General features: G+C 65.6%; 20 protein-coding genes. 4 read left to right on the top strand and 16 right to left on the bottom strand.

The genetic code is table 11. The features are described from left to right. Positions 1-6: 6 nt before the first annotated feature. Genes ACV7NL_RS20680 through ACV7NL_RS20640 form a run of 9 tightly spaced genes read right to left on the bottom strand, consistent with a single transcriptional unit; the run spans position 7 to position 9,610 of the window. Positions 7-594, bottom strand: a complete 588-nt coding sequence (locus ACV7NL_RS20680) for a histidine phosphatase family protein (protein WP_463356746.1) — start codon at positions 592-594, stop codon at positions 7-9. Next, entirely contained in the window at positions 591-1,694 is a 1,104-nt protein-coding gene (locus ACV7NL_RS20675) for an inositol-3-phosphate synthase (RefSeq protein ID WP_463356745.1), read from the bottom strand. Before ACV7NL_RS20675 ends, ACV7NL_RS20680 begins: the two co-directional genes overlap by 4 nt. Further along, positions 1,691-2,812, bottom strand: coding sequence for a CgeB family protein (locus tag ACV7NL_RS20670; RefSeq protein ID WP_463356744.1), 1,122 nt, complete (start codon positions 2,810-2,812; stop codon positions 1,691-1,693). The genes ACV7NL_RS20675 and ACV7NL_RS20670 overlap by 4 nt, the downstream gene beginning before the upstream one ends. Next, a complete protein-coding gene (locus ACV7NL_RS20665) occupies positions 2,809-3,915 on the bottom strand; it encodes a CgeB family protein (protein ID WP_463356743.1) in 1,107 nt (368 codons plus the stop codon). Before ACV7NL_RS20665 ends, ACV7NL_RS20670 begins: the two co-directional genes overlap by 4 nt. Beyond that, entirely contained in the window at positions 3,912-5,036 is a 1,125-nt protein-coding gene (locus ACV7NL_RS20660) for a CgeB family protein (RefSeq protein ID WP_463356742.1), read from the bottom strand. Before ACV7NL_RS20660 ends, ACV7NL_RS20665 begins: the two co-directional genes overlap by 4 nt. Beyond that, positions 5,033-6,163: a glycosyltransferase family 4 protein gene (locus tag ACV7NL_RS20655; RefSeq protein WP_463356741.1), complete on the bottom strand. Its 1,131-nt coding sequence runs from the start codon at positions 6,161-6,163 to the stop codon at positions 5,033-5,035. The genes ACV7NL_RS20660 and ACV7NL_RS20655 overlap by 4 nt, the downstream gene beginning before the upstream one ends. Further along, positions 6,148-7,440 carry a TIGR04295 family B12-binding domain-containing radical SAM protein gene (locus tag ACV7NL_RS20650; RefSeq protein ID WP_463356740.1) on the bottom strand — a complete coding sequence of 431 codons (1,293 nt, stop codon included), beginning with the start codon at positions 7,438-7,440 and terminating at the stop codon, positions 6,148-6,150. Before ACV7NL_RS20650 ends, ACV7NL_RS20655 begins: the two co-directional genes overlap by 16 nt. Further along, positions 7,437-8,501, bottom strand: a complete 1,065-nt coding sequence (locus ACV7NL_RS20645; protein WP_463356739.1) for an NAD-dependent epimerase/dehydratase family protein — start codon at positions 8,499-8,501, stop codon at positions 7,437-7,439. Before ACV7NL_RS20645 ends, ACV7NL_RS20650 begins: the two co-directional genes overlap by 4 nt. Then, entirely contained in the window at positions 8,498-9,610 is a 1,113-nt protein-coding gene (locus ACV7NL_RS20640; protein WP_463357180.1) for an NAD-dependent epimerase/dehydratase family protein, read from the bottom strand. Before ACV7NL_RS20640 ends, ACV7NL_RS20645 begins: the two co-directional genes overlap by 4 nt. A 385-nt stretch (positions 9,611-9,995) precedes the next feature. Between ACV7NL_RS20640 and ACV7NL_RS20635 the strand changes: the two genes are divergently transcribed. Continuing rightward, a complete protein-coding gene (locus ACV7NL_RS20635) occupies positions 9,996-11,252 on the top strand; it encodes a hemolysin family protein (RefSeq protein WP_056184594.1) in 1,257 nt (418 codons plus the stop codon). 44 nt (positions 11,253-11,296) lie between these two features. Here the strand turns inward: ACV7NL_RS20635 and ACV7NL_RS20630 are convergent, their stop codons facing one another. Continuing rightward, positions 11,297-12,472, bottom strand: coding sequence for an MFS transporter (locus ACV7NL_RS20630; RefSeq protein WP_056184591.1), 1,176 nt, complete (start codon positions 12,470-12,472; stop codon positions 11,297-11,299). Positions 12,473-12,717: 245 nt separating this feature from the next. Here ACV7NL_RS20630 and ACV7NL_RS20625 point away from each other — a divergent pair, with 245 nt between their 5' ends. Together ACV7NL_RS20625 and ACV7NL_RS20620 are read left to right on the top strand one after the other, a co-directional pair. Further along, the gene (locus tag ACV7NL_RS20625) at positions 12,718-14,028 is read left to right on the top strand and encodes an MFS transporter (protein ID WP_463356738.1); all 1,311 of its coding nucleotides are present in this window, start codon (positions 12,718-12,720) and stop codon (positions 14,026-14,028) included. Between the two features lie 349 nt (positions 14,029-14,377). After that, positions 14,378-15,088: a L,D-transpeptidase gene (locus ACV7NL_RS20620; protein WP_463356737.1), complete on the top strand. Its 711-nt coding sequence runs from the start codon at positions 14,378-14,380 to the stop codon at positions 15,086-15,088. A 232-nt stretch (positions 15,089-15,320) separates the two neighbouring features. Here the strand turns inward: ACV7NL_RS20620 and ACV7NL_RS20615 are convergent, their stop codons facing one another. Both ACV7NL_RS20615 and argC read right to left on the bottom strand, forming a co-directional pair. Further along, positions 15,321-15,860: a Ros/MucR family transcriptional regulator gene (locus ACV7NL_RS20615; RefSeq protein WP_056184585.1), complete on the bottom strand. Its 540-nt coding sequence runs from the start codon at positions 15,858-15,860 to the stop codon at positions 15,321-15,323. 960 nt (positions 15,861-16,820) lie between these two features. Further along, the gene (argC, locus tag ACV7NL_RS20610; RefSeq protein WP_247636473.1) at positions 16,821-17,759 is read right to left on the bottom strand and encodes an N-acetyl-gamma-glutamyl-phosphate reductase; all 939 of its coding nucleotides are present in this window, start codon (positions 17,757-17,759) and stop codon (positions 16,821-16,823) included. 221 nt (positions 17,760-17,980) lie between these two features. On the opposite strand from argC, the gene ACV7NL_RS20605 reads away from it, so the two are divergent. Next, positions 17,981-18,493: a hypothetical protein gene (locus ACV7NL_RS20605; RefSeq protein WP_056184638.1), complete on the top strand. Its 513-nt coding sequence runs from the start codon at positions 17,981-17,983 to the stop codon at positions 18,491-18,493. Between the two features lie 21 nt (positions 18,494-18,514). Here the strand turns inward: ACV7NL_RS20605 and ACV7NL_RS20600 are convergent, their stop codons facing one another. The 4 genes from ACV7NL_RS20600 to ACV7NL_RS20585 all read right to left on the bottom strand — a co-directional run bounded on the left by ACV7NL_RS20600 (position 18,515) and on the right by ACV7NL_RS20585 (position 20,543). Beyond that, entirely contained in the window at positions 18,515-18,766 is a 252-nt protein-coding gene (locus ACV7NL_RS20600) for a hypothetical protein (protein ID WP_463356736.1), read from the bottom strand. Positions 18,767-18,863: 97 nt separating this feature from the next. Continuing rightward, positions 18,864-19,343, bottom strand: coding sequence for a 30S ribosomal protein S9 (rpsI, locus tag ACV7NL_RS20595; RefSeq protein ID WP_056184579.1), 480 nt, complete (start codon positions 19,341-19,343; stop codon positions 18,864-18,866). Between the two features lie 2 nt (positions 19,344-19,345). Next, a complete protein-coding gene (gene rplM / locus ACV7NL_RS20590) occupies positions 19,346-19,807 on the bottom strand; it encodes a 50S ribosomal protein L13 (protein WP_463356735.1) in 462 nt (153 codons plus the stop codon). Between the two features lie 196 nt (positions 19,808-20,003). Continuing rightward, on the bottom strand, positions 20,004-20,543 hold the full coding sequence (locus ACV7NL_RS20585; RefSeq protein WP_463356734.1) for a ferritin-like domain-containing protein: 540 nt from the start codon (positions 20,541-20,543) through the stop codon (positions 20,004-20,006). Positions 20,544-20,625: the final 82 nt, after the last annotated feature.

Genomic DNA, 20,625 nt, shown 5'->3' with positions numbered 1-20,625 from the left:
AACCCCTCATGTCAGGTGAGCCGTGCCGTTGAGGCTGCAAACCCGGCCGCCCCCGGGCCAGAGCTCGACCACGCTGATCGAAGCCGGCTCGACCACGAGGCGATCATAGGACGCGACGGAGAGCCCGAGGATATGCAGCAGGACGGCGCGGATGACGTCGCCATGACTGACCGCGATCAGGCATCCCTCCGGTCGCCCCGTCAGGACCGCCATGGCGCGAACCTGCGCCTCGCCCATGCTCTCGCCGCCGGGCGGACGGTTGTCCGCTCTGCGGGTGTTCCAGGCCTGCCAGCGTGAATCGGCAGCGAGATCGGCCAGGGGCCGGCCGGTCCAATCGCCGAAATCGATCTCGTCCAGGCCGGGCTCCTCGGCGATGCCCAGTTCGAGAGTCCTGGCGATGGGCGCCGCCGTCTCGAGCGTGCGCGCCCGCGGGCTCGACAGCAGCGCCGTCGCCCCGGTTCCGGTCAGAGCGGCACTGACGAGATTCGCCTCGCGCCGGCCCTGCTCGCTCAGACGAACGCCCTCCATCCGCCCGCACAGGATGCGGTTCAGCCGATCGTGACTGCCGTGGCGGACCAGGACGATCCGGGTCACGCCGCCTCCACGGCGGATGATTCCGGCTCGCCGGCGATGAAGGCGCGTGTGCGTGCCCGTGCTTCCGCGTCGGTGAATTGCTGCGGCGGCGCCTTCATGAAGTAGCTCGAAGGTCCGATCAGTGCCCCGCCGATCCCACGGTCGAGCGCCAGCCGAGCGCAGCGCACCGCGTCGATCACGATGCCGGCGGAATTCGGAGAATCCCAGACTTCGAGCTTCAGCTCCATCGACAGGGGCACCCCGCCGAAGGCCGTGCCTTCCAGGCGGATCTGAGCCCATTTCCGGTCCGTCAGCCAGGGCACGTGATCGCTCGGACCGACATGGATATCGTCGGGATCGAGGGGCACGTCGAGCTGGCTGGTCACCGCCCGGGTCTTCGAAATCTTCTTCGATTCCAAACGCTCGCGCTCGAGCATATTCTTGAAATCGGCGTTGCCGCCGAAATTGAGCTGGTAGGTGCGGTCGAGACGCACCCCGCGCTCGCGCATCAGGTTGGCGAGCATCCGGTGCACGATGGTCGCGCCGACCTGACTCTTGATGTCGTCGCCTAGGATCGGCAGCCCGCGCGCCTCGAACCGCCCCCGCCATTCCGGGTCTGAGGCGATGAAGACCGGTATGCAGTTCACGAAGGCGCAGCCGGCATCGAGGGCACACTGGGCGTAGTATTCCGTAGCGGCCTGCGAGCCGACCGGCAGATAGGAGACCAGCACCTGCGTGCGCGTGCGCTCCAGTTCGGCCGTGACATCGATGGCGGGATCCTCCGCCTCGACGATGTCCTCGCGCATGTAGCGCCCGAGCCCGTCGAGGGTCGGTCCGCGTTGCACCATGACGCCGGATGGCGGCACCTCCGCAAAACGGATCGTGTTGTTCGGGGGGGCACCGATCGCATCGGCAAGGTCGCGTCCCACCTTGCGGGTATTGACGTCGAAGGCCGACACCACTGCAATGTCGCGGACGTGAAAACCGCCGAGCGACACGTTCATGAGCCCCGGCACGGTCTCGGCCGGGTCGGCCTCGCGATAATGGTGCAGGCCCTGCACGAAGGATGAGGCGCAATTGCCGACCCCGACGAGGCCGACGCGGATCGAACCTGTGGTCATGCGCCGACCTCCTCCAGCAGATCAGGGCCTGCCGTCGTCACGACGCGCGCCGCGATAGCGCCGCGTAAGATCGCCTCCAGTTCCGCAGCGCGTTGCGCGGCGCTGTGGCGGGCAAGGACCCGCGTTCGGGCTGCCGTGCCGATGCGACGGCGAACCGCCTCCGGCTGCAGCCGCAGGATCGACAGCACGTCCTCAGGCTCCTGCGCCGTGATGATCTCGGAGCCCGGCGTCAGGATGGTGTCGAGGCCATCCCACGCGTCGCTGATGATGGTTGTGCCGATACAAGCCGCCTCGAACAGACGTACGCTCGGGCTGTAGCCCGCGCGGATCATGTCCCCCCGGGTGACATTCAGGGTGTAGCGGCTTGCCGCGTAGAAGTCCGGGTGCCGGTCAGGAGGCAGGTGCGCGATCCGCGTGACGTTCGCCGGCCAATCGATCCCATCCGGATATTGCGGCCCGGCGACGCAGAAACGGAGGTCCGGCGAACGGCGCGCCGGCTCGATCAGCAGGCGCTCCAGCGTTGGCTGGCGGTCGGGACTATAGGTCCCGAGGTAGGAGAGATCGTAGGCCACCTCACGCTCCAGCGCAGGATAGGCCTGCGGATCGACGGAGCAGTACAGGGCACGGGCGATCGGTGAGCCATAGACTTCCTCTAGGAGGCGGAGGGTCCGGCCACCGGTGAAGGACAGATAAAGGTCGTACTCCGCGATCTGGTGTGCAGCGAGGTAGGCGCAATCCCGAGCTTCGAGGCGTGCCAGTGTGACGGGCGTGTCGATATCGTAGAAGGCCCGAAGCCCACGGGCCCAATCGAAGATCCGGTCGCCGATGGCGATGCCGTCGGGCACGTAAGACCCGACAATGACCGCATCGGCCGATGCAATCGCCTCCCGGTGCTCCTCCAGCGCCGCAAGATCCGGATAGAGCGCGAAGCGGCAGAAACCTGGTTCAGCCAGATCGCGATGCTCCGCGTACCAGGGCACGTCGCGTTCCAGGAACAGCACGTCGTTGCCGCGGGCGGTAAAGGCTTTCAGAAGAGCGCGGTAGGTCGTGGCATGGCCGTTGCCCCAGGAAGACGACAGGCTCAGGCCGAGAACCACGAGGCGGAGAGGGCGGCTCACGCGACGCTCCGTGCCGGCGTCAGGGTGCCCTTCCGCTTAGCCTCGCTTCTTAAGATCGCGTCGACCTCAGCACCGCGCCGCGCGTAGGTGTGATCAGCGCTGATCCGGGCCTTCGCGCCCTCGCCAATCTGCCGCGCACGGGCCGGCGTCAAAGCCGCAAGGTGTTCGGCGACTTCGCGCCCGTCGCGCGCGACCAGTACCTCCTTGTCGGGCTCAAGAAACAGTTCGATCCCGTCCCAGGCATCAGTAATGAGGCAAGCTCCAGCTCCGGCTGCTTCGAACACACGGGTGGCCGGCGAGAAGCCCACCGCCGCCATGCTTTCGCGGGCGATGTTCAACACCGCCAGCGGCGTCGTGTTGAAGGCGTTGTGCTCCCGCGTGTAGACATGACCGTGGTGGTGCACATTGGTCGGCAGGCCTCGACTTTCCCAGCCACTTCCACCCAGCAGAAAGCGTCGACCCGGCAGCCGGATTGCAGCATCGAGGAAAAAGGCGTCGACCCGCGCCTCGCGGTCAGGCAGGCGGTTCCCCAGGAAGGCGAGGTCTGCGGCAAAACGCGGTTCGGGAGGAACCGGGTGGTGCGTGGAAGGATCGAGCGCGTTGTAGATTGGAATGCAGCGGCGCGCGCCAAACTGTTCGTAGGCGGTGATAACCGGCGGTCCGCCACCATAGGTCAGTACGAGGTCGAGTTCCGGCATAGCACGATGCAGCCCGTGATCGGGATTGCTGCGCATCTCGGCGAGGGTCGCTGGCGCGTCAACGTCCCAAAAAATGCGGATTGCCTCCGGTCGCGACGCTGCGATAACCCCCTGTAAAAGCTCGTCATCGAAGATCCCGACGCCGCTCGCCTTGACCACGACATCAGCCCCTGCCGCTTCCGCCGCCACGCTACGCATCGCCTCCAGCGTGGCAGAATAGACCTTCACTTCGGCATACGGCGGCGGATCGATGTCACGATGCTGCTGGCGATCAAAGGCATCGGGCTCGTAGAAGGTGATGCGATGGCCATACCGCGCGAGGTCGCTGAGCAGGCCACGATAATAGGTCGCTGCGCCGTTCCAGTAGGATGACAGGAGGCTGGAGCCGTAGAAGGCGATCTTCATGCGGATCTCTCCAGAGGTTCGATGCATATCCCGGGTGCGCGCAGGCCCGCGACGATGCCGAGCAACTCCGCGGCCCGATGCGCGCAGGTGTGACGCGCCGCGATGGTGGCGAGGCCGTTCGCCCGAAGGGATGCGCGCAAGGCCGGGTCTTCGCGAAGCGCCGTCAGGTGACGCGCCATCGCGGCTCCATCGCCGGCGACCAGATAATCGGTCCCCGGCCGAAAGAGGCCTTCCGTGTCATCCCAGGGCGCACAGGCGAGGGGAATACCGCAGGCCAGCGCCTCGAAGACACGGATCGTCGGGATACCTGGTAGATGCCGGACGTAGAAGCGACGCGGCACATGGATCGTGGCGAGGTGCTGCGCAAAAAGCGACGGCGCTAAAGCGTTCGGCGCCCAGCCGCGATAACGCGCGCCGTGGCGCTCCAAAGCTCGGATTGCCAGCCGCGGGTAGCGGACGCCAAAGATATCGAGGTTGAGGCCAGCATCGTTCGCCGGGGCGAAAAGGTAGGTTTCGAGTTCCTCGCTCCGCTCGTCATCACCCCAATTACCGATCCAGATCAAACCGGCCCGCACATTTTCGACGGCTGGAGGATGGAACAATCGGATGTCGGCGGCCTCATGCCAGACGAAAACACGCTTCCCCCATCCCCAATCCCGATAGACCGAGGCCAATGTCTCACCGAACGCGAGAACACCATCAAAGCCGGAAAGGTCGAAGCGACGCATCTCGTCAGGCGCGCTGACCGCGCGGTGATGGGTGTCATGGAACAAAAGCGTGTAGCGAGCTCCGCCTTTGCGCCGTGCGCCCAAAGCAGCGGCGAGTTCGGGAGCGTTCCATTCGTGAACGACGACGACATCCGCATCCGCAACGCGATCGACAACTGAGCCGACCTGAGGATAGATCACCGAGTTCAAGTCCGGATAAGCCCTGCGATACGCCTCCATTCCGGAGGATCCATGGTCGCGGATCAGGTTCTCCAGGCTCCAGGCGCCCTCCGGCTCGTAAGCTTCGACAGCATGCCCAAGGGCCATCAGTTCGCGCAGCACACCGCGGAGGAAGTGGGCATTGCCGTGGTTCCAGCATGAGGCGAGCGAGTGGGTGAAGTAGGCGATCCTCATGCGGCCGCCCCCGCCAGGGAACGGACAGGCGTTCCCGTCCAACATCCGCGGAAGACCGCGACTACGCCGCTCGTCATCGCGTCGACCCCGTAGCAACTGGAACGCGTGCGGGCTGCAGAACCCTGACGGAGACGTTCGTCGGGATCTTCGACCAGCCCCCGGATTGCCGCTGCCGCCCCCTCTGCATCCTCGGGATCGACGAACAGCGCGGCTCCCTTCCACAACTCACGAAAACTCGCGACATCGGAGAGTACCAGCGCGCATCCTGCGCTGGCCGCCTCCAGCACAGCGAGGCCGAAGGGCTCGTACCGCGCCAGCGACAGGAAGATCGGCCGCTCGCCGAGTTGGGCCGCGATGCCCTGATCGTCGAGACGACCGAGGCAATCGAGATGCATCGGCTCTACACGCTCACCGCCGGGGCTCTCCATCGGACCGGCCGCGCGGAGCGGCCAGTCGAGGCGCGCGGCCACCTCATCCAGGGTCTCCGCGTTCTTGGCACGATCCCACAGACGCCCCGCGGTAAAAACGTAGGGCTGGGGCGGGAGGGAGTGGCTGTGGCCAATGGGCGAGCGACGCCCATTGCGCACCACGAGCGGGCGCTCAGCCAAACCGTAGACGCGTTGCGTCGCCGCCGCGAAAGCGTGTGTCGGTGCCAGCAAGACATCCACAATGGCGCATCCCTCGGCTGTGAGATCGCGACGCCAAGCTAGGTCGGGGGGTAGAGGGCCGGTCTCGACGGCCTCCCACCATGTCCCCACGCAGGAATGACAGACGGCCACAATCGGGACGTGATAGTCCCGCGAGGCAAGCGCCGGAGAGTGAAGGTGAACGATGTCCGCGTTCAACGTCACAGCGAGACGTGCGAGAGCGGCTCCGGCCTCCCGCACCTCTGCAGGCGCTCTTGCCATCCAGTCGAGGGACAAACCGGTAGCGAAAATCCGACAGCCGCTGGCAGCCTCGGCGGCCAAGAGACGTTCGCGGCTTTGAACCGGCCCCAGCAAGGCGATCGTGACAACGAAGCCTCGTCGCACCAGGCCCTCACCGAGATCGAGACTGTATTGCCAGATTCCGCCCAGTGCATCGGCGGTCATCAGGATATGCGGATGATCCCTCAGCGGCATCCGCATACGGCCTCCAGCTCTCGAAGCGGCAGTGGCTGCTCCTCCTGGATGTCGCTGAAGCGCTTGAACTGCGCGAGGTAATGCGCATGGGCGCGCTCCCAAGCCTGGTCGTCGGGTTCTCCCCAGAGGCGTCGATAATCCGGCGAACTTGGGTAGGGATAGAGCGGCACCGGATCGTTGGCCCAAACACCGTCGCGGCGGAGCCGGTCGCGCCATTTACGGACCATCGCGGGATCATCGCCTGCCATGGCGATGAGATTGGCCTGGACAAAGGGAACGCTGCGCCGGGCATAGATCAGTCGCTCGGCGAGATCGTCGGTGGAGGCGCGACACTTCTTGTCGAGAGCAGCTCGACCAGCCTCGGTCAAGCTCTCGATGCCGGCCTCGATGGAGACACAGCCGGCAGCACCCAGGAGGTCGAGCATGTCGGGCTTCCAGAGATCGATGCGGGTCTGAACACCGAAGCGCACGTTCCGGGTAACCAGCGCCTCCAGCAGCAGCCTTTGCGGCAGGAAGATTTCATCGATGAAGTAGAGGTAAGTCACGCCCTGCGCGATCAGCCCATCGATCTCTTCGAGAACATGACCGTGATCGCGTCGACGATAAGCATCGCGAAAATCGATCTTCGCGCAAAAGCTGCAATGATAAGGGCAACCACGAGAAGCTTCGATCTCGGCGCCGGGCCCATCCGGTGGGCTGTCGAACCGGTGATGATGATGGGTATGGCGGGAGATCCAGCGGTCTGGCCAACGCAGAGCCGGCAGGTCCGTGAAACAGCTCGCGTGCGGGGGACCCGTCACCACGAGCGATCCGTTCTGGCGAAACGCGACCGCGGGTACCGCGTTCAGGTCCTCCGCATCGGCGAGGCGTGCGACGATTTCCTCACACTCCCCGCGCACAACGATATCGCACGCAAGCTTGTCGAGGGTGGGCCCCGGCGTCGTCGAGCCGTGCGGCCCAACTGCGACGGTGCGGCCGCCCCGGCCCGCAAGAACATCGAGAAAGCCACGCGGCACCCGCAACTCCGGCGGTGCACAGCGCCAGAACAGGTACGTCGGCGCGGTCGTGACAACAGTCAGATCTGGAGTAAAAGTGGCGACGCTTTCGGCGGCCTGAACCGCTGTCAGCGCGTCGAGATGAGCGTCGACGATCAGGGCTTCATGCCCAGCGGCCTTCAGCAACGCGGCACTGTAGCCGAGTTCCAGAGGCAGGTGCGGTGATCGGCACCCGAAGTAGATGCTGTTGCGATAGTCCCACGGAGGATTGACGAGAGCCACTTTCATTCGGCAGCACCTGCCAAGGGTGTCAGGACCAACGTCATCCCACGTTCTTCAGCGAGCCAACGCGCCAGATCGGCGATGCCGTCCCGCCAGTCCATGACGGCGCCGAGCCCGAGAGCCGTGCTCACGGCTCGCGTATCCGAGACGTAGTAGCGTTGGTCGCCCTGCCGCCAGGCACGGACATGGCGCTCGATGGGCCGATCGGTCAGGGCAGAGATGTGATCGAGGACCTGCAAAAGGCTGACGGCGTTGGGCGGGCCGCCCCCAAGATTGAAGGCACGCCCCTTGATCGCTTCGATGCGCGCTAGGGCCGAACGATACACCGCCACCGCATCACGTACGTGAAGGATGTCGCGCACCTGTGCACCGTCTCCGTAAAGCGTGATGGGCAACCCCTCCAAAGCGCGGATCAGGAAATGGGCAACCCAACCCTGGTCCTCAGTTCCCATCTGGCGCGGACCGTAGATACAGCTCATGCGGAACACTGCCGTCGGGAGGTTGAAGCTCCGGGCGTAGTCGAGCACGTACTGGTCCGCCGCACCCTTGGAGCAACCATAGGGCGTATGGAAGTCGAGCGGTCGCTCCTCGCCGATACCCCGCGCACGAAGAGCATGATCGACAGGCAAATAGGCGTCACCGAAACGGTCGAGAGCAATATCGGGCAGATCGCCGTAGACTTTATTGGTCGAAGCAAACAGGACCGGAATCCGACGGTCCTGCGCACGGATCGCCTCAAGCAGGTTGAGTGTCCCAACCAGATTCACCTCGGCATCTGTATGAGGCGATTCCAGGCTGGTCGTAACAGCAACCTGTGCGGCGAAGTGGAAAACAGCTGCGACTCCAACCACTGCCCGCTTCAAGGTTTCAGAGTCTCGGATATCGGCGGTGATCGATTGAATTAGACCCGGATGGCGGGCCTGAAGCCAAGCAAGATTGCGGGCCACCCCAGGCCGAACGAGCGCGTCATAGACCAGGACCGGCTGTCCATCGCGCGCCAACGCATCCGCGAGATTCGCCCCAACGAATCCCGCGCCGCCGGTGATGAGGACAGGACGGCCGGTCACGCCACCAACCCACGTGCTTCGAGCTCGCGCCGCGCTTCCGCGACCCGGTCTACGGCCTGCTGTTTTGCTACCCAGGCGGCGAGTTCGGCCAAGCCCGCGGCGAAGTCCTGTTGAGGCTGGAAGCCGAGCTCGCGCTCGATCCGGGTGATGTCGGCGATACAATGCCGGATGTCGCCGGAGCGAGCCTGCCCGGTCGTTTCGGGGATAATATCGGGACGCCCCATTGCTTGAGCGAGGAGGTGGGCAACGTCGAGTACGGAGCGATCCACGCCGCTACCGACATTGTAGACTTGGCCGGCAGCTGCGGGATGCTCAAGAGCCAGTACAAAGGCCCTCGCGACATCCTCCACATGGACAAAGTCCCGACGTTGCTCGCCGTCCTCGAAAATCATCGGCGGCTGACCGTTGTGGATGCGCGCCGCGAAGATCGCCAACACGCCCGTGTAGGGGTTCGAGAGTGCCTGACCTGGCCCGTAGGCGTTCCAAAGGCGCAGCGCCACGCCCTCCATCCCGTAGGCTGGCGCGAGGGTGAGCGTTAGGCGCTCCTGCATGTACTTCGTCAGGGCATAAACCGAGGCGAGAGCGGGCAGTTTGGTTTCAGGCGTGGGGACAGGCCGCATGGGACGTCCCTGCGCATCGAGCGGATCCCAAGGCTCGCCGGGCCGCCGGGAGCGGCGCACCGCATCATCCACCAGTGCACCGTCCACCGTGCGGTACAGCCCCTCGCCGTAGACACTCATCGAAGAGGCGACGACAACTCGCTTAACTGGTTGATTGATAAGCGCTTCGAACAGCACGGCGGTGCCGCAATCGTTGACGGAGACGTAGCGCTCCACCGCGTACATGCTCTGACCGACACCTACCTCAGCAGCGAGATGAACCACCCGATCAACGCCCTTGACAGCCGATGCGACGGCGCTGGCGTCGCGCACGTCGCCGATGATGACTTCGACTTCCTTCGGCAGGGCGCTGGTATTCCCGGAGGGGCCGTGGACCTGCTCGATCAGGCTGTCGAGGACGCGGATGCGATAGCCCCGCTCGAGAAGGGCCTTCGCAAGGTGGCGGCCGATAAATCCGGCTCCACCCGTGATCAGGATTGTTTCTTTCACGAAGCTGCTTTGCCCTAAGCTAGGAATCATGGCATTAACTTGCGTTATTTATCTTAAATAACAAAAGTTAATACTGTGATTTGCTGAGACAATGTCCCGTTTGTCGGACGGAATGCCTATTCATCGCGAGAACCGTGCCGCATCAGCTTTGTTCCTAAAGAATGGAGCCACCTCTGGGTTGGCTCGCGGACGGGGTGATGCGCGCGAAGGCGCACGGTTGTATTTTGAAGGGTCGTGTCGAGGTCACAGGGAAAATCGTCGGGTGCGTGATCGCGGTGGCCCGTCACCTGCGGAGCTGGTAGAGATCCGCCGCTGACCAGGGGAGACGACGATTTTCGACGACGCATGGGCGACCGGGCTGGGCCTCGTTGCCGTCTTCGCCCTGGTGCTCGCCAACGGTTTCTTCGTGGCCGCCGAGTTCGCCCTGGTTTCGGTGCGCAAGAGTCGGGTCGCCGAGCTGGTCACCGAGCGGCGCACCCACGCCGCCGCCCTCCAACGCGCCACCGACCAGCTTGATGCCTACTTGGCGGCGACGCAGCTCGGCATCACCATTTCGTCCCTGGCACTGGGCTGGGTCGGCGAGCCGGCGCTGGCGCACATCATCGTGCCGGCCTTGAGCTTCCTGCCGGAGCCGGTCGGCACCACCGCCGCCCACACCATCGCGGTGGTCATCTCCTTCATCATCATCACGTCGATGCACATCGTGCTCGGCGAGTTGGCCCCGAAGAGCCTCGCGCTTCAGCGCAGCGAGCGCACCGCGCTCGCGGTGGTGCGGCCCCTCGGCCTGTTCCTGTTCGTGTTCCGCCCGGCAATCCTGTTCCTCAACGGCCTCGGAAACGGCGTCGTCCGGCTGTTCGGCCTGCAGGCCGGGCACGGCGAAGGCTCGCTCCACTCCACCGCCGAGCTCAACCTGCTGGTTCAGGCGAGCCAGGAGGCCGGCCTGATCCGCGAGGCGCAGCAGGAGGCGGTCCAGCGCATCTTCTCGATCGGCGAGCGCCGGGTGCGCGATATCATGACCCCGCGACACGAGGTCGAGTGGGTCGATGCCGACGAGGAGCCCGACGCGATCCTGAGGTCGGTGCGGGAATGCGACCATGCTCAGCTGGTGGTCAGCCGCAGCGAAGTCGACGAGATCGTCGGGGTGGTGCGCAAGCAGGACCTGCTCAATCAACTCCTCGACGGCAAGCCGATCAGCGTCCTGGCGGCGACCCAGCCGCCGATCGTCGTACACGAGAGCATGTCGATCCTGGCGGTGCTGGAGACGTTCCAGGCCAAGCCCGTGCGGATGGCGGTGGTCGTCGACGAGTACGGCAGCCTCGAAGGCATCGTGACCCAGACCGACCTGCTCGAAGCGATCGCCGGCAACATCCCCGAGGTCGGCGACGAACCGAACGTGGTCGAGCGCGAGGACGGCTCGCTCCTCATCGACGGCATGATGCCGGCATCCCAGGCCTTCGACCGTCTCGCCTTCGCCGAGCACCCGGATTCCGACGATTTCACCACGCTCGCGGGCTTCGTGATCTTCCGCCTCGGCCGCATTCCCGGCACCGGCGACCACTTCGAGTCGCATGGCTGGCGCTTCGAGGTCGTCGACATGGATGGCCGGCGCATCGACAAGGTCCTGGCGACGCCGCTGACCTGATGCTCCGGTTCTGAGCCCCCAGTCCTGTTCCGCCGCTCCGGCGTTCAGGCCGGAACCGGACGGGTCCCGCGCGGCCGGGCCGTCAGGGTCAGCACGAGGGCCAGGAGCGCGATGGCGGAGCCGAACCAGGGCAGGCTGCCATAGCCGTAGCCGGCCGTGACAAGAGCCCCGCCGAGGGCCGCACCGCTGGCATTGCCGAGGTTGAAGGCCCCCTGGTTCAGGGTCGAGGCCAGGTTGGGCGCATCGGTTGCCGCTTCCACCACCCAGACCTGGAGGGGCGCCACGACGGCGAAGACCAGGGCGCCCCAGATCGGCAGAGTGATGACGGCGGGGATCGCCGCCTGCGCGGTGAAGGCGAACAGCGCCAGAACGGCCACCAGGGCCGCGAAGCTGCCGATGACGGTCGCCATCAGGCGCCGGTCGGCGAGGCGGCCTCCGGCGAGGTTTCCGACCGTCAGGCCGACTCCGAACAGCAGCAGGGCTCCGGTCACCTGCGTCGGCGTCAGCCCGCTCACATCCTCCAGGATCGGGGTGATGTAGGTGAACACCGTGAACAGGCTCACGGAGGCCAGCGTGCTGATCAGCATCGGCAGCAGCACGGGCCAGCGCCGGAGGGAGCGGAATTCGCCGGCAAGGCCGCCGCGCGAGCCCGGCATACCGCCCGGCACGAAGGCCAGGATCGCCCCCGCCGCCGCCACGCCGAGAACGAGGACGCCCCAGAAGGTGGCGCGCCAGCCGGCGACCTGGCCCAATGCCGTCCCGAAGGGCACACCCAGGACATTGGCGAGCGTCAGGCCGGCGAACATCAGCGCCACGGCCTGGGCCCGCTGCTCGCGCGGCACCAGGCTGCTCGCCACCACGGCGCCGATGCCGAAGAAGGCACCGTGCGCGAAGGCGGTGACGATGCGGGCCAGCATCAGGAGATCGTAGGTCGGGGCCAGGGCGCAGCCGAGGTTGCCCAGGAGGAACACCGCCATCAGGACGAGCAGGGCGGTCTTGCGGGGCAGACGTGCGGTGGCGATGGCGACGATGGGAGCCCCGACCGCGACGCCGAGAGCGTAGCCGGAGACCAGCAGGCCGGCGCGCGGAACGCTGACGCCGAAGCTCGCCGCCACATCCGGAAGAAGACCCATGATGACGAATTCGGTGGTGCCGATGCCGAAGGAGGCGGCCGCGAGGGCCAGAATCGGGCGGGACAACGTCGAGGAGCGGGACAGCATCGGTGCCTTGGGATGGGATCGGGGCGTGAAATCGGGATTCGGGCACGGGATCGGGCTGCACCGGGACGGCGCGAGACCGGATCGCTGCAGTGCAACGTCAGATCCAGGGGCTAACACGAGGCAGCCCGGACCAGCGATGCGTCGAGGTCAGGGAGCCCAAGCGTCGGCCGAATGCGATCCGAAAGTTCTGCTGGAACTCCTCCATCGCGGCCGGCATAGGCCACGCTGACGCGAGGGACCCGGCCATGAACACGGATGCAACGAACACCGGGCTGCACCCGGTCCTGGAGCGAAAGGCGGTGGCGGCCGTCGTCCTGGGCAATGCCCTCGAATTCTACGACTTCACCATCTACGCCTTCTTTGCGAAGTCGATCGGCGAGACCTTCTTCCCCTCGCAGAACGCCACCGACAGCTTGCTCGCCTCCCTGGCTCTGTTCGGCATCGGCTATGTCATGCGGCCCATCGGCGGCATCCTCATCGGGGCCTTCGCCGACCGGGCCGGGCGCAAGCCCGCCATGCTGATCACCATCGCGCTCATGGCGATCGGCATGGTGATGCTGGCGGCCGCTCCCGGCTACGCCACCCTGGGCGGCTGGTCACAGGTCATCGTCATCGTGGGCCGGCTCATCCAGGGGCTCGCTCTCGGCGGCGAGGTCGGCCCCTCCACCGCCTACCTGCTGGAGGCCGCGCCCCCGAAGCACCGCGGCTTCGTGGCGAGTTGGCAGATCGCCAGCCAGGGCTGCGCGGCCCTGATCGCCGGCCTTTGCGCCTCGGCCCTCATCTTCGCGGTCGGCGATGCCGCGATGGGCGACTGGGGCTGGCGCGTGATGTTCGCACTCGGCATCGGCGTGGTGCCGGTGGGCCTGATCATCCGCAGTCACCTGCCCGAGACCGCCGGCGAACGGGCCGATCCCGCCGCCGCTGCCTCGACCTTTGGCGTGGTGCGGCGTCTGGTGCGCGAACATGGGCGGCTCCTCGCGCTGACCTTCCTGATCATCGCGGCCTCCACGGTGTCCAATGCCATCGGCACCAACATGCCGGTCTACGCCCAGGCGACGCTGGGATTGACGGAGACGATCTCGACGGCGGTGCCGATTGCCCTCGGCCTCGCCTCCATCGTGTTTCCGCTCATCGGCGGCTGGCTCGCCGATCGGATCGGGCGGCGCGCGGTGTTGATCTGGCCGCGCGTCCTCATCGTCGTGCTGACCCTGCCGGCCTTCGTCTGGCTCGTGCGCGACCCGACAGGCCCCTCGGTCTACGCCGTCACCTTCCTGCTCTCCGCCCTTTCCTCGATCAATGCGGCGGCCATCATCGTGGCGATCCCCGAATCGCTGCCGCGCGCGGTGCGCAGTGCCGGCCTCTCGATCGTCTACGCCTTTTCGGTCTCGATCTTCGGCGGCAGCACGAACTACCTGGTGAACAAGCTCATCGCCTTGTCCGGCGACAAGCTGGCGCCGGCCTACTATCTCGTCGCCTTCAGCATCGTCGGAACCCTCGCGGCTTTCTGGATGCCGGAAACGCGCGGCAAGGACATGGAGTCCGACGCAGCGGCATGACCGGCAAGGCCCGTACTGTTTCGATCCGGTCGCGCCGATCCTGGCGTCGGCCGATCCGCATCAGCCCCGTCGGGTGCAGGGATGCGGTGTGGATCGCGCGACCACGATACTGTGGCCCAACTGTTTCAGTCCCGGTGCAAGGCCGGTGGCTATGCGGAATCTGGAAGAATCGCCCGAAACATGCCGGGCTTCGAACAGGACAAGGGCCACGGAGACCGAGTAAAGCTTGTCAGCCCAGCCGAGCCGGGGCAATCTGAGCTTGGCAATACGCATCACCCGCGCGACGCCGCGACGCTTTCGATCGAGCCATCCCGCAGGGTGGACCGACTGACCCGGGACTTCGAAGATCATGACCCTGACAGGTAGACGGGCGGATGCCGGCCAGACCCAGGATCTCGCTCCATCTCCCCAGCGAGCCGGATTTCTCGACCGCCGCGCGTTCCTGGTCGGCTCGGCCGTCGGCCTTGGAACCCTGGGGTTGACCGGTTGCGTGACACCCGATGGGATGGTCCTCGCCGAGGCAGCGAAGACCTACGGACCGATGCCGGACGAGAAATTTCCGATTCCGGCGACCGACATCAGCAAGGTCGATCCGAAATACTATCGCCGGACGGTTCGGTATGAGTCGAAGGAGGCACCCGGCACGATCGTCGTCGATCCGCGCAATTTCTATGTCTATCGCATCGAGGGGGACGGCGCCGCCACGCGATACGGCGCCAATGTCGGCCGCGACGGATTCCTGTGGAGCGGGGATGCCTATGTCGGCCGCAAATCCGAATGGGCGACCTGGACACCGCCCAAGGAGATGATCCGGCGCCAGCCGGAAGCCGCCCAATATGCCCGCGGCATGCCGGGCGGTCTCGACAACCCACTCGGCGCCCGCACGCTGCACCTCTACCAGAACGGCGCCTATACGCTCTACACGATCTACGCCAGCAGTGAGCCCGACACCATCGGCAGCGGCATCACCAGTGGCTGCGTCGGCCTGCTCACGCAGGACATGATCCACCTCTACGCGCGTACGCCGCTGAAGGCGAAGGTGGTCGTGCTGCCGGCCTAGGGTCTGTCGTTTTTGTTTGTCCTGTCGGGATGACCGGTTTCCCCGATCCCTGACAAACTCCAGAATATCTGTCCGCATCCATTCGAAGCGTCGGCCCACCTTCACGGGGCGCGCTATTCGGCCCGCATAAAGATCAGGCCGGCTCGAGCGTCCCTCGAGCCGGCCTGTCTGTTATGGCGAGGACCGACGTGATCTCTGCACCGTGCCGCTCGGGCGGGCAGAGATCGTCAGATCAGGCGTCGACCTTCTTACGGGGACCGCGACGCTTCTTCTCTGCGGGAGCGGCCTCGGCCTCGGCCTCGGGCTCCTCCGGGGGTTCGGCCGTCACGGTCTCTTCCGGCGCGCTCTTGGCGATGCCCTTGCGGCGCTGCTGGCCGAGGCCGAGGGCGCGGGCCAACTCGGAACGCTGCTCGGAATAGCTGGCCGAGGTCATCGGATAATCGGGCGCCAGGCCCCACTTGGCGCGATACTGCTCAGGGGTCAGTCCACGCAAGGTCAGGTGTCGGCGCAGGGTCTTGTACTGCTTTCCGTCCTCGAAGCTGATCAGGTAGTCCGACGAGATGGAGCGGCGGATCTCCTGCGGAGTCGCCTTTGGCGGGCCGGCTTCGGCAGCGGACGAGCCGCTGTTGGTCACGCCACGGATCGCCTCATGAACATCACTGAGGAGCTTGGGTAACTCGGCGCTTTGAACGTGATTGTTGCTGACGTAGGCCGAGACGATATCGGCCGCCAGGGTGATGAGCCGAGCTGAGTCGTTGTCTGTTTCATTCATGTGGCACCACCGATCTGCATATCTGTTGGAGTTGTCTTGAAGCGTAGGCTCAGATCTTTTTGCAAGCAAGATGTTGTATCAAAGATTGCGAGGTTTTCCCTCGGCGCGCTGTGGATCATTTGTCAATTTTTCGCGCATGGCCTGCACTGATGTGATCAATCGCGCCCCGGTTGACCAACAAGACTGTCACGTGTCCTGCGTGTGGAGACGAAGGGCGTGCACGACCTGTCCCGTTCCTGCTGAAAGGCAGCGTCGCCGCGCCGAGGACCACTGGCCGGTTCGGATCGACGCGTGGAGATCCTGGAAAGGCCGGTCCGCATGTCGATCGTCACGCTCCGGACGCGGACTATTCCACAAAGGAATTCGCGAAAAATCGATCTTTACCCCGAAGGTCTCACCATGAATCTCAATAAGAACATCGGACATTGCGTTTCATGCGATAAAACAAATTTATGGTGTTCGCAATGAAGCTGACCGCCTTTATGCCGCCGCGACGAGAAAAGCTTGGTTTGGAACGCAGTGATTCCGTTACGCGGCAGGCCGGAATCGATCCTGGCCAGATGGCACATCGATTTTGCCCGGTCGCCGTCTTGGCGCGGGCTGAATCACTCACGGATGGTTGATCAAACACCGGCGTTGCGAGGGATCAGCACTGAGGCGATGCTGGGTGCTGCACCGCAACTCTGCGGGCATCCTACGGAGAATGCAGCAACACGTGGAACCCGTGCACCTTCGACCGCCGGTACGGAGGAGAGTGGTTCGATCTCCGGGTCGGGCCGGAACGCGCGGCCCGAAGTATCGCGCAAGACGAACGGGCGGCCTCGACGCGTCGAGGCCGCCCGCGATGTCGGATCACGATCGCGTCAAACGTGGCTTGGCGGCACGATCCCGCGCACGGGCGTGCCCGCAGGCCTGCGGCGCGGGCCTGCGGGCATCGGGAACGGCCGATGCGCGCGCGAGTCAGTCGAGACCGAGCATCAGCCCGATATTCTGCACGGCTGCGCCGGACGCACCCTTGCCGAGATTGTCGAGGCGGGCGACCAGGACCGCCTGCCGATGGGTCTCGTTGCCGTAGACCCGCAATTCAAGGCGGTCGGTGTCGTTCAGCGCTTCCGGCTCGATGCTCTCGGTGCCGTCGGCCGGGACCACCCGCACCAGATCCTGGCCCTCGTAATAGGCCACCAGGGCCGCCTCGAGATCGGCGGCGCGAGGGGCTCCCGGCAGGGTGTCGAGGTGGAGCGGCACGCTCACCAGCATGCCCTGGCGGAAGTTGCCGACGGACGGGATGAAGATCGGCCGGCGGGTGAGCCGGGCATAGGTCTGCGTCTCCGGCAGGTGCTTGTGCCCGAGGCCGAGGCCGTAGAGCAGGAACGGCTCGCCCTGTCCGGCCTCGTAGGACTCGATCATGCTCTTGCCGCCGCCGCTATAGCCGCTGACCGCATTGATGCTGACCGGATGATCGGGCGGAAGGATCCCGGCCTCCACCAGGGGACGGATCAGCGCGATGGCGCCGGTCGGATAGCAGCCCGGATTGGCGACCCGCCGCGCCTGACGGATGGCCTGCGCCTGGGCCGGCGCCAACTCGGCGAAGCCGTAGGCCCAGGCCGGATCGACCCGGTGCGCGGTGCTGGCATCGAGAATGCGGGGGCCGCCGCCCGGCAGGGTGTCGGCCAGCGCCACGGTCTCCTTCGCGGCCGCGTCGGGCAGACACAGGACGACGAGGTCGACCGCCTCGAGCAGCGTCCGCTTGACGGCCGCGTCCTTGCGGCTCTCATGCGGGATACTCTTCAGGGTGACGCGGCCCTCGCGCTCGAGGCGCTCGCGGATGCCGAGGCCCGTGGTTCCGGCCTCGCCGTCGATGAAGATCGTGGGCTTGTGCCCCGCGCCGCTCTCGCTCATGGCCACCTGACATCCTTCTCGCCGCGTCGCTGCGGAATGATCCTGCGCCGACCTGCCGGAGCGACGTGGCCGGGACGCTTCCTCAAGTCAATGTCTTGGCCCCCGCGCGACTAACGCATGATGACAGTCGATCAAGCCTGTGTATCGCGGTCCCGGACCTGGAACGGGGCGCGCGACCGACCGGTTGAGGCATGACGAGACGTTCCATCGAGGTCATGCAGATGTCAGCCAGCGCGGAAAAGACCGATCCCAAGCTCTGGGACAAGGTGAAGAAGCAGGTTACGGACTCGGACAAGGGCGGCAAGCCGGGCCAATGGTCGGCGCGCAAGGCCCAAGCGGCCACCAAGGCCTACAAGGACGCCGGCGGCGGCTATAAGGGCAAGAAGTCCGAGGACAACCACCTGAAGCAGTGGACCGAGGAGGAGTGGGACACGAAGTCCGGCGAGAAGAGCGGCGAGACCGGTGAACGCTACCTGCCGAAGAAGGCCCGCGAGTCCGTGTCGGAATCCGAGTACGACCGCTCGACCCGGAAGAAGCAGGCTGATTCGGCCAAGGGCAAGCAGTTCTCCAAGCAGCCGGCCGACGTCGCGAAGAAGACCGCCGCGGCACGGAAATCGACCCATGCGGGATCAGGCCGGACCAAGGCGGACCTGATGAAGGCGGCCCGGGACAAGAACATTCCCGGCCGCTCGAAGATGTCGAAGGGCGAACTGGAGCACGCCCTGCACGCCTGACCGATCAGGCCTCCGACACCGTCAGGCGATCAAATCACCCCAGGAGGGCTTCCACAGGTTCTGGGGATCGATCACCACGATCTCCAGGCCGCCCTCGTTGGCGACGTGGACGGCCACCCCGAAGGCCTGCGCGATGGGCATGGCGCCGGTGGTGCTGAACAAGCGGCCGTCGGCGAGCTGGACCTCACCCGTCTGCGCGCCGCCGGTTTCCGCGAGGCAGAGGGTGACGGCGGAGGCGTCGGGCCGGGTGACGCGTCGGAAGGGCTTCGCCATGGGGATCCGTGTCTCTCTGCGGCGGCTCAAAAGGCGGCGGCTCAAAAGGAAAGGGCGGCCGAAGCCGCCCTGCCCAGATACATCGTGACGGAGCGCCTCAGCGCTTCGAGAACTGGAAGCTGCGGCGAGCCTTCTTGCGGCCGTACTTCTTGCGCTCGACCACGCGGCTGTCGCGGGTCAGGAAGCCCTCGCGCTTCAGCGGAGCGCGCAGCTCCGGCTCGTAGTAGGTCAGCGCCTTGGACAGGCCGTGGCGCACGGCGCCGGCCTGACCCGAGAGACCGCCGCCATGCACCGAGACGGTGATGTCGTACTGGTCGACGCGGTTGGCGATGGTGAGCGGCTGACGCAGGATCATGCGCAGCACCGGACGGGCGAAATACACCTCGACGGCGCGGCCGTTGACCACGACCTTGCCGGTGCCGGGCTTGATCCAGACGCGGGCGACCGCGTCCTTGCGCTTGCCGGTGGCGTAGGCGCGGCCCTGGGCATCGAGCTTCTGGACGTGGACCGGAGCGGCGTTCTCCGGCGACTCGACGTTCGCGCGGTTCAGGTCGGAGAGGGACTGAAGGGTCGCCATGATCAAGCGCTCACGTTCTTGCGGTTGAGGCTGCCGAGGTCGAGCGCCTGCGGCTGCTGGGCGGTGTGGGGATGCTCGGAGCCCTTATAGACCCGGAGGTTGCCCATGATCTGGCGGAAGAGGGGACCACGCGGGAGCATGCGCTCGACGGCCTTCTCCACGACGCGCTCGGGGAAGCGACCGTCGAGGATGAACTTGGCCGTGCGCTCCTTGATGCCGCCCGGGTAGCCGGTGTGGTGATAGTACACCTTCTGCTCGCGCTTGCGGCCGGTGAACTTCACCTTCTCGGCATTGATGACGATGACGTTGTCGCCGCAATCGACGTGGGGCGTATACGCGGGCTTGTGCTTGCCGCGCAGGCGCATGGCGACGATGGAGGCGAGCCGGCCGACGACCAGGCCCTCCGCATCGACGATGATCCACTTCTTGTCGACGTCGGCGGGCTTCAGAGAAAAGGTCTTCATCCCGTGGCGTTCCGTATGGTGTCTGAACAAAACGATGCGCCGCCGCGTGCGGGACGCGGCGGCGTTGACGGTTCCTCTAGGGACATGCATCGGATTCGTCAACCCGCTTCGTTCAGGTTTTGGGTCCTCGAAAACCCGAAAAGCGCAATTATTCGAAGCGTTTCGGGCATGCGGTACCCAAATACCGCAGGCCGGATCAGCGGTCCGCCTTCTCGCCCGCCGTGGTCAGGTCGATGTAGCGCAGCGTGGTCGGGCGCACGAGTTCCCGCACCTTGCGGGCCATCGCTTCCTCCTCGCGGAGCGATTGCTGGAAGCCCGTGAGGGCGGTCTGCTGCCCAGCCGCCTCGCCGATGGCGATCAGCGATTCGTAGGCGGCGATCTCGAAATTCTCGAAGGCGTGGTTGGCGTAGGCGTTCTTCAGGATCTCGTCCTGCGCCGGCGTATGGCCGAGGGCCATCGTGTTGCCGACGAAGCCCAGCACGCCCTCCTTGATGGTCGAGGGACTTTCCGAGAGGCTGTGCAAGGCCTCCTCGATCCGGGTACGCTGACCGTGGGTCTCCTCGATCCGGGTACGCTGACCGTGGGTCTCCTCGATATGGCGGCGCAGGGCCTGCTCCATTTCGGGATAGCGCTGCAGACGCTCGACCTGACGCTCCATGATCTGGAGCGCCTGCATCTCGAGCGCATGGGTATTCTTCAGGGCGGTCACGTAAATTTCGCGCGTATCGATGGTCACGTGGAAGATCTCCTCGTCGTCGCGAATGCATTCGCTGTCGTCACGAGAAGATCAGAAGCTGGGCTCCTGTTCCGCATAACGG

The sequence above is a fragment of the Methylobacterium sp. Ger2507 genome (assembly GCF_055231875.1).
The sequence above is the reverse complement of the archived record's forward strand: the minus strand, read 5'-3'. Positions and strand labels throughout refer to the sequence as shown.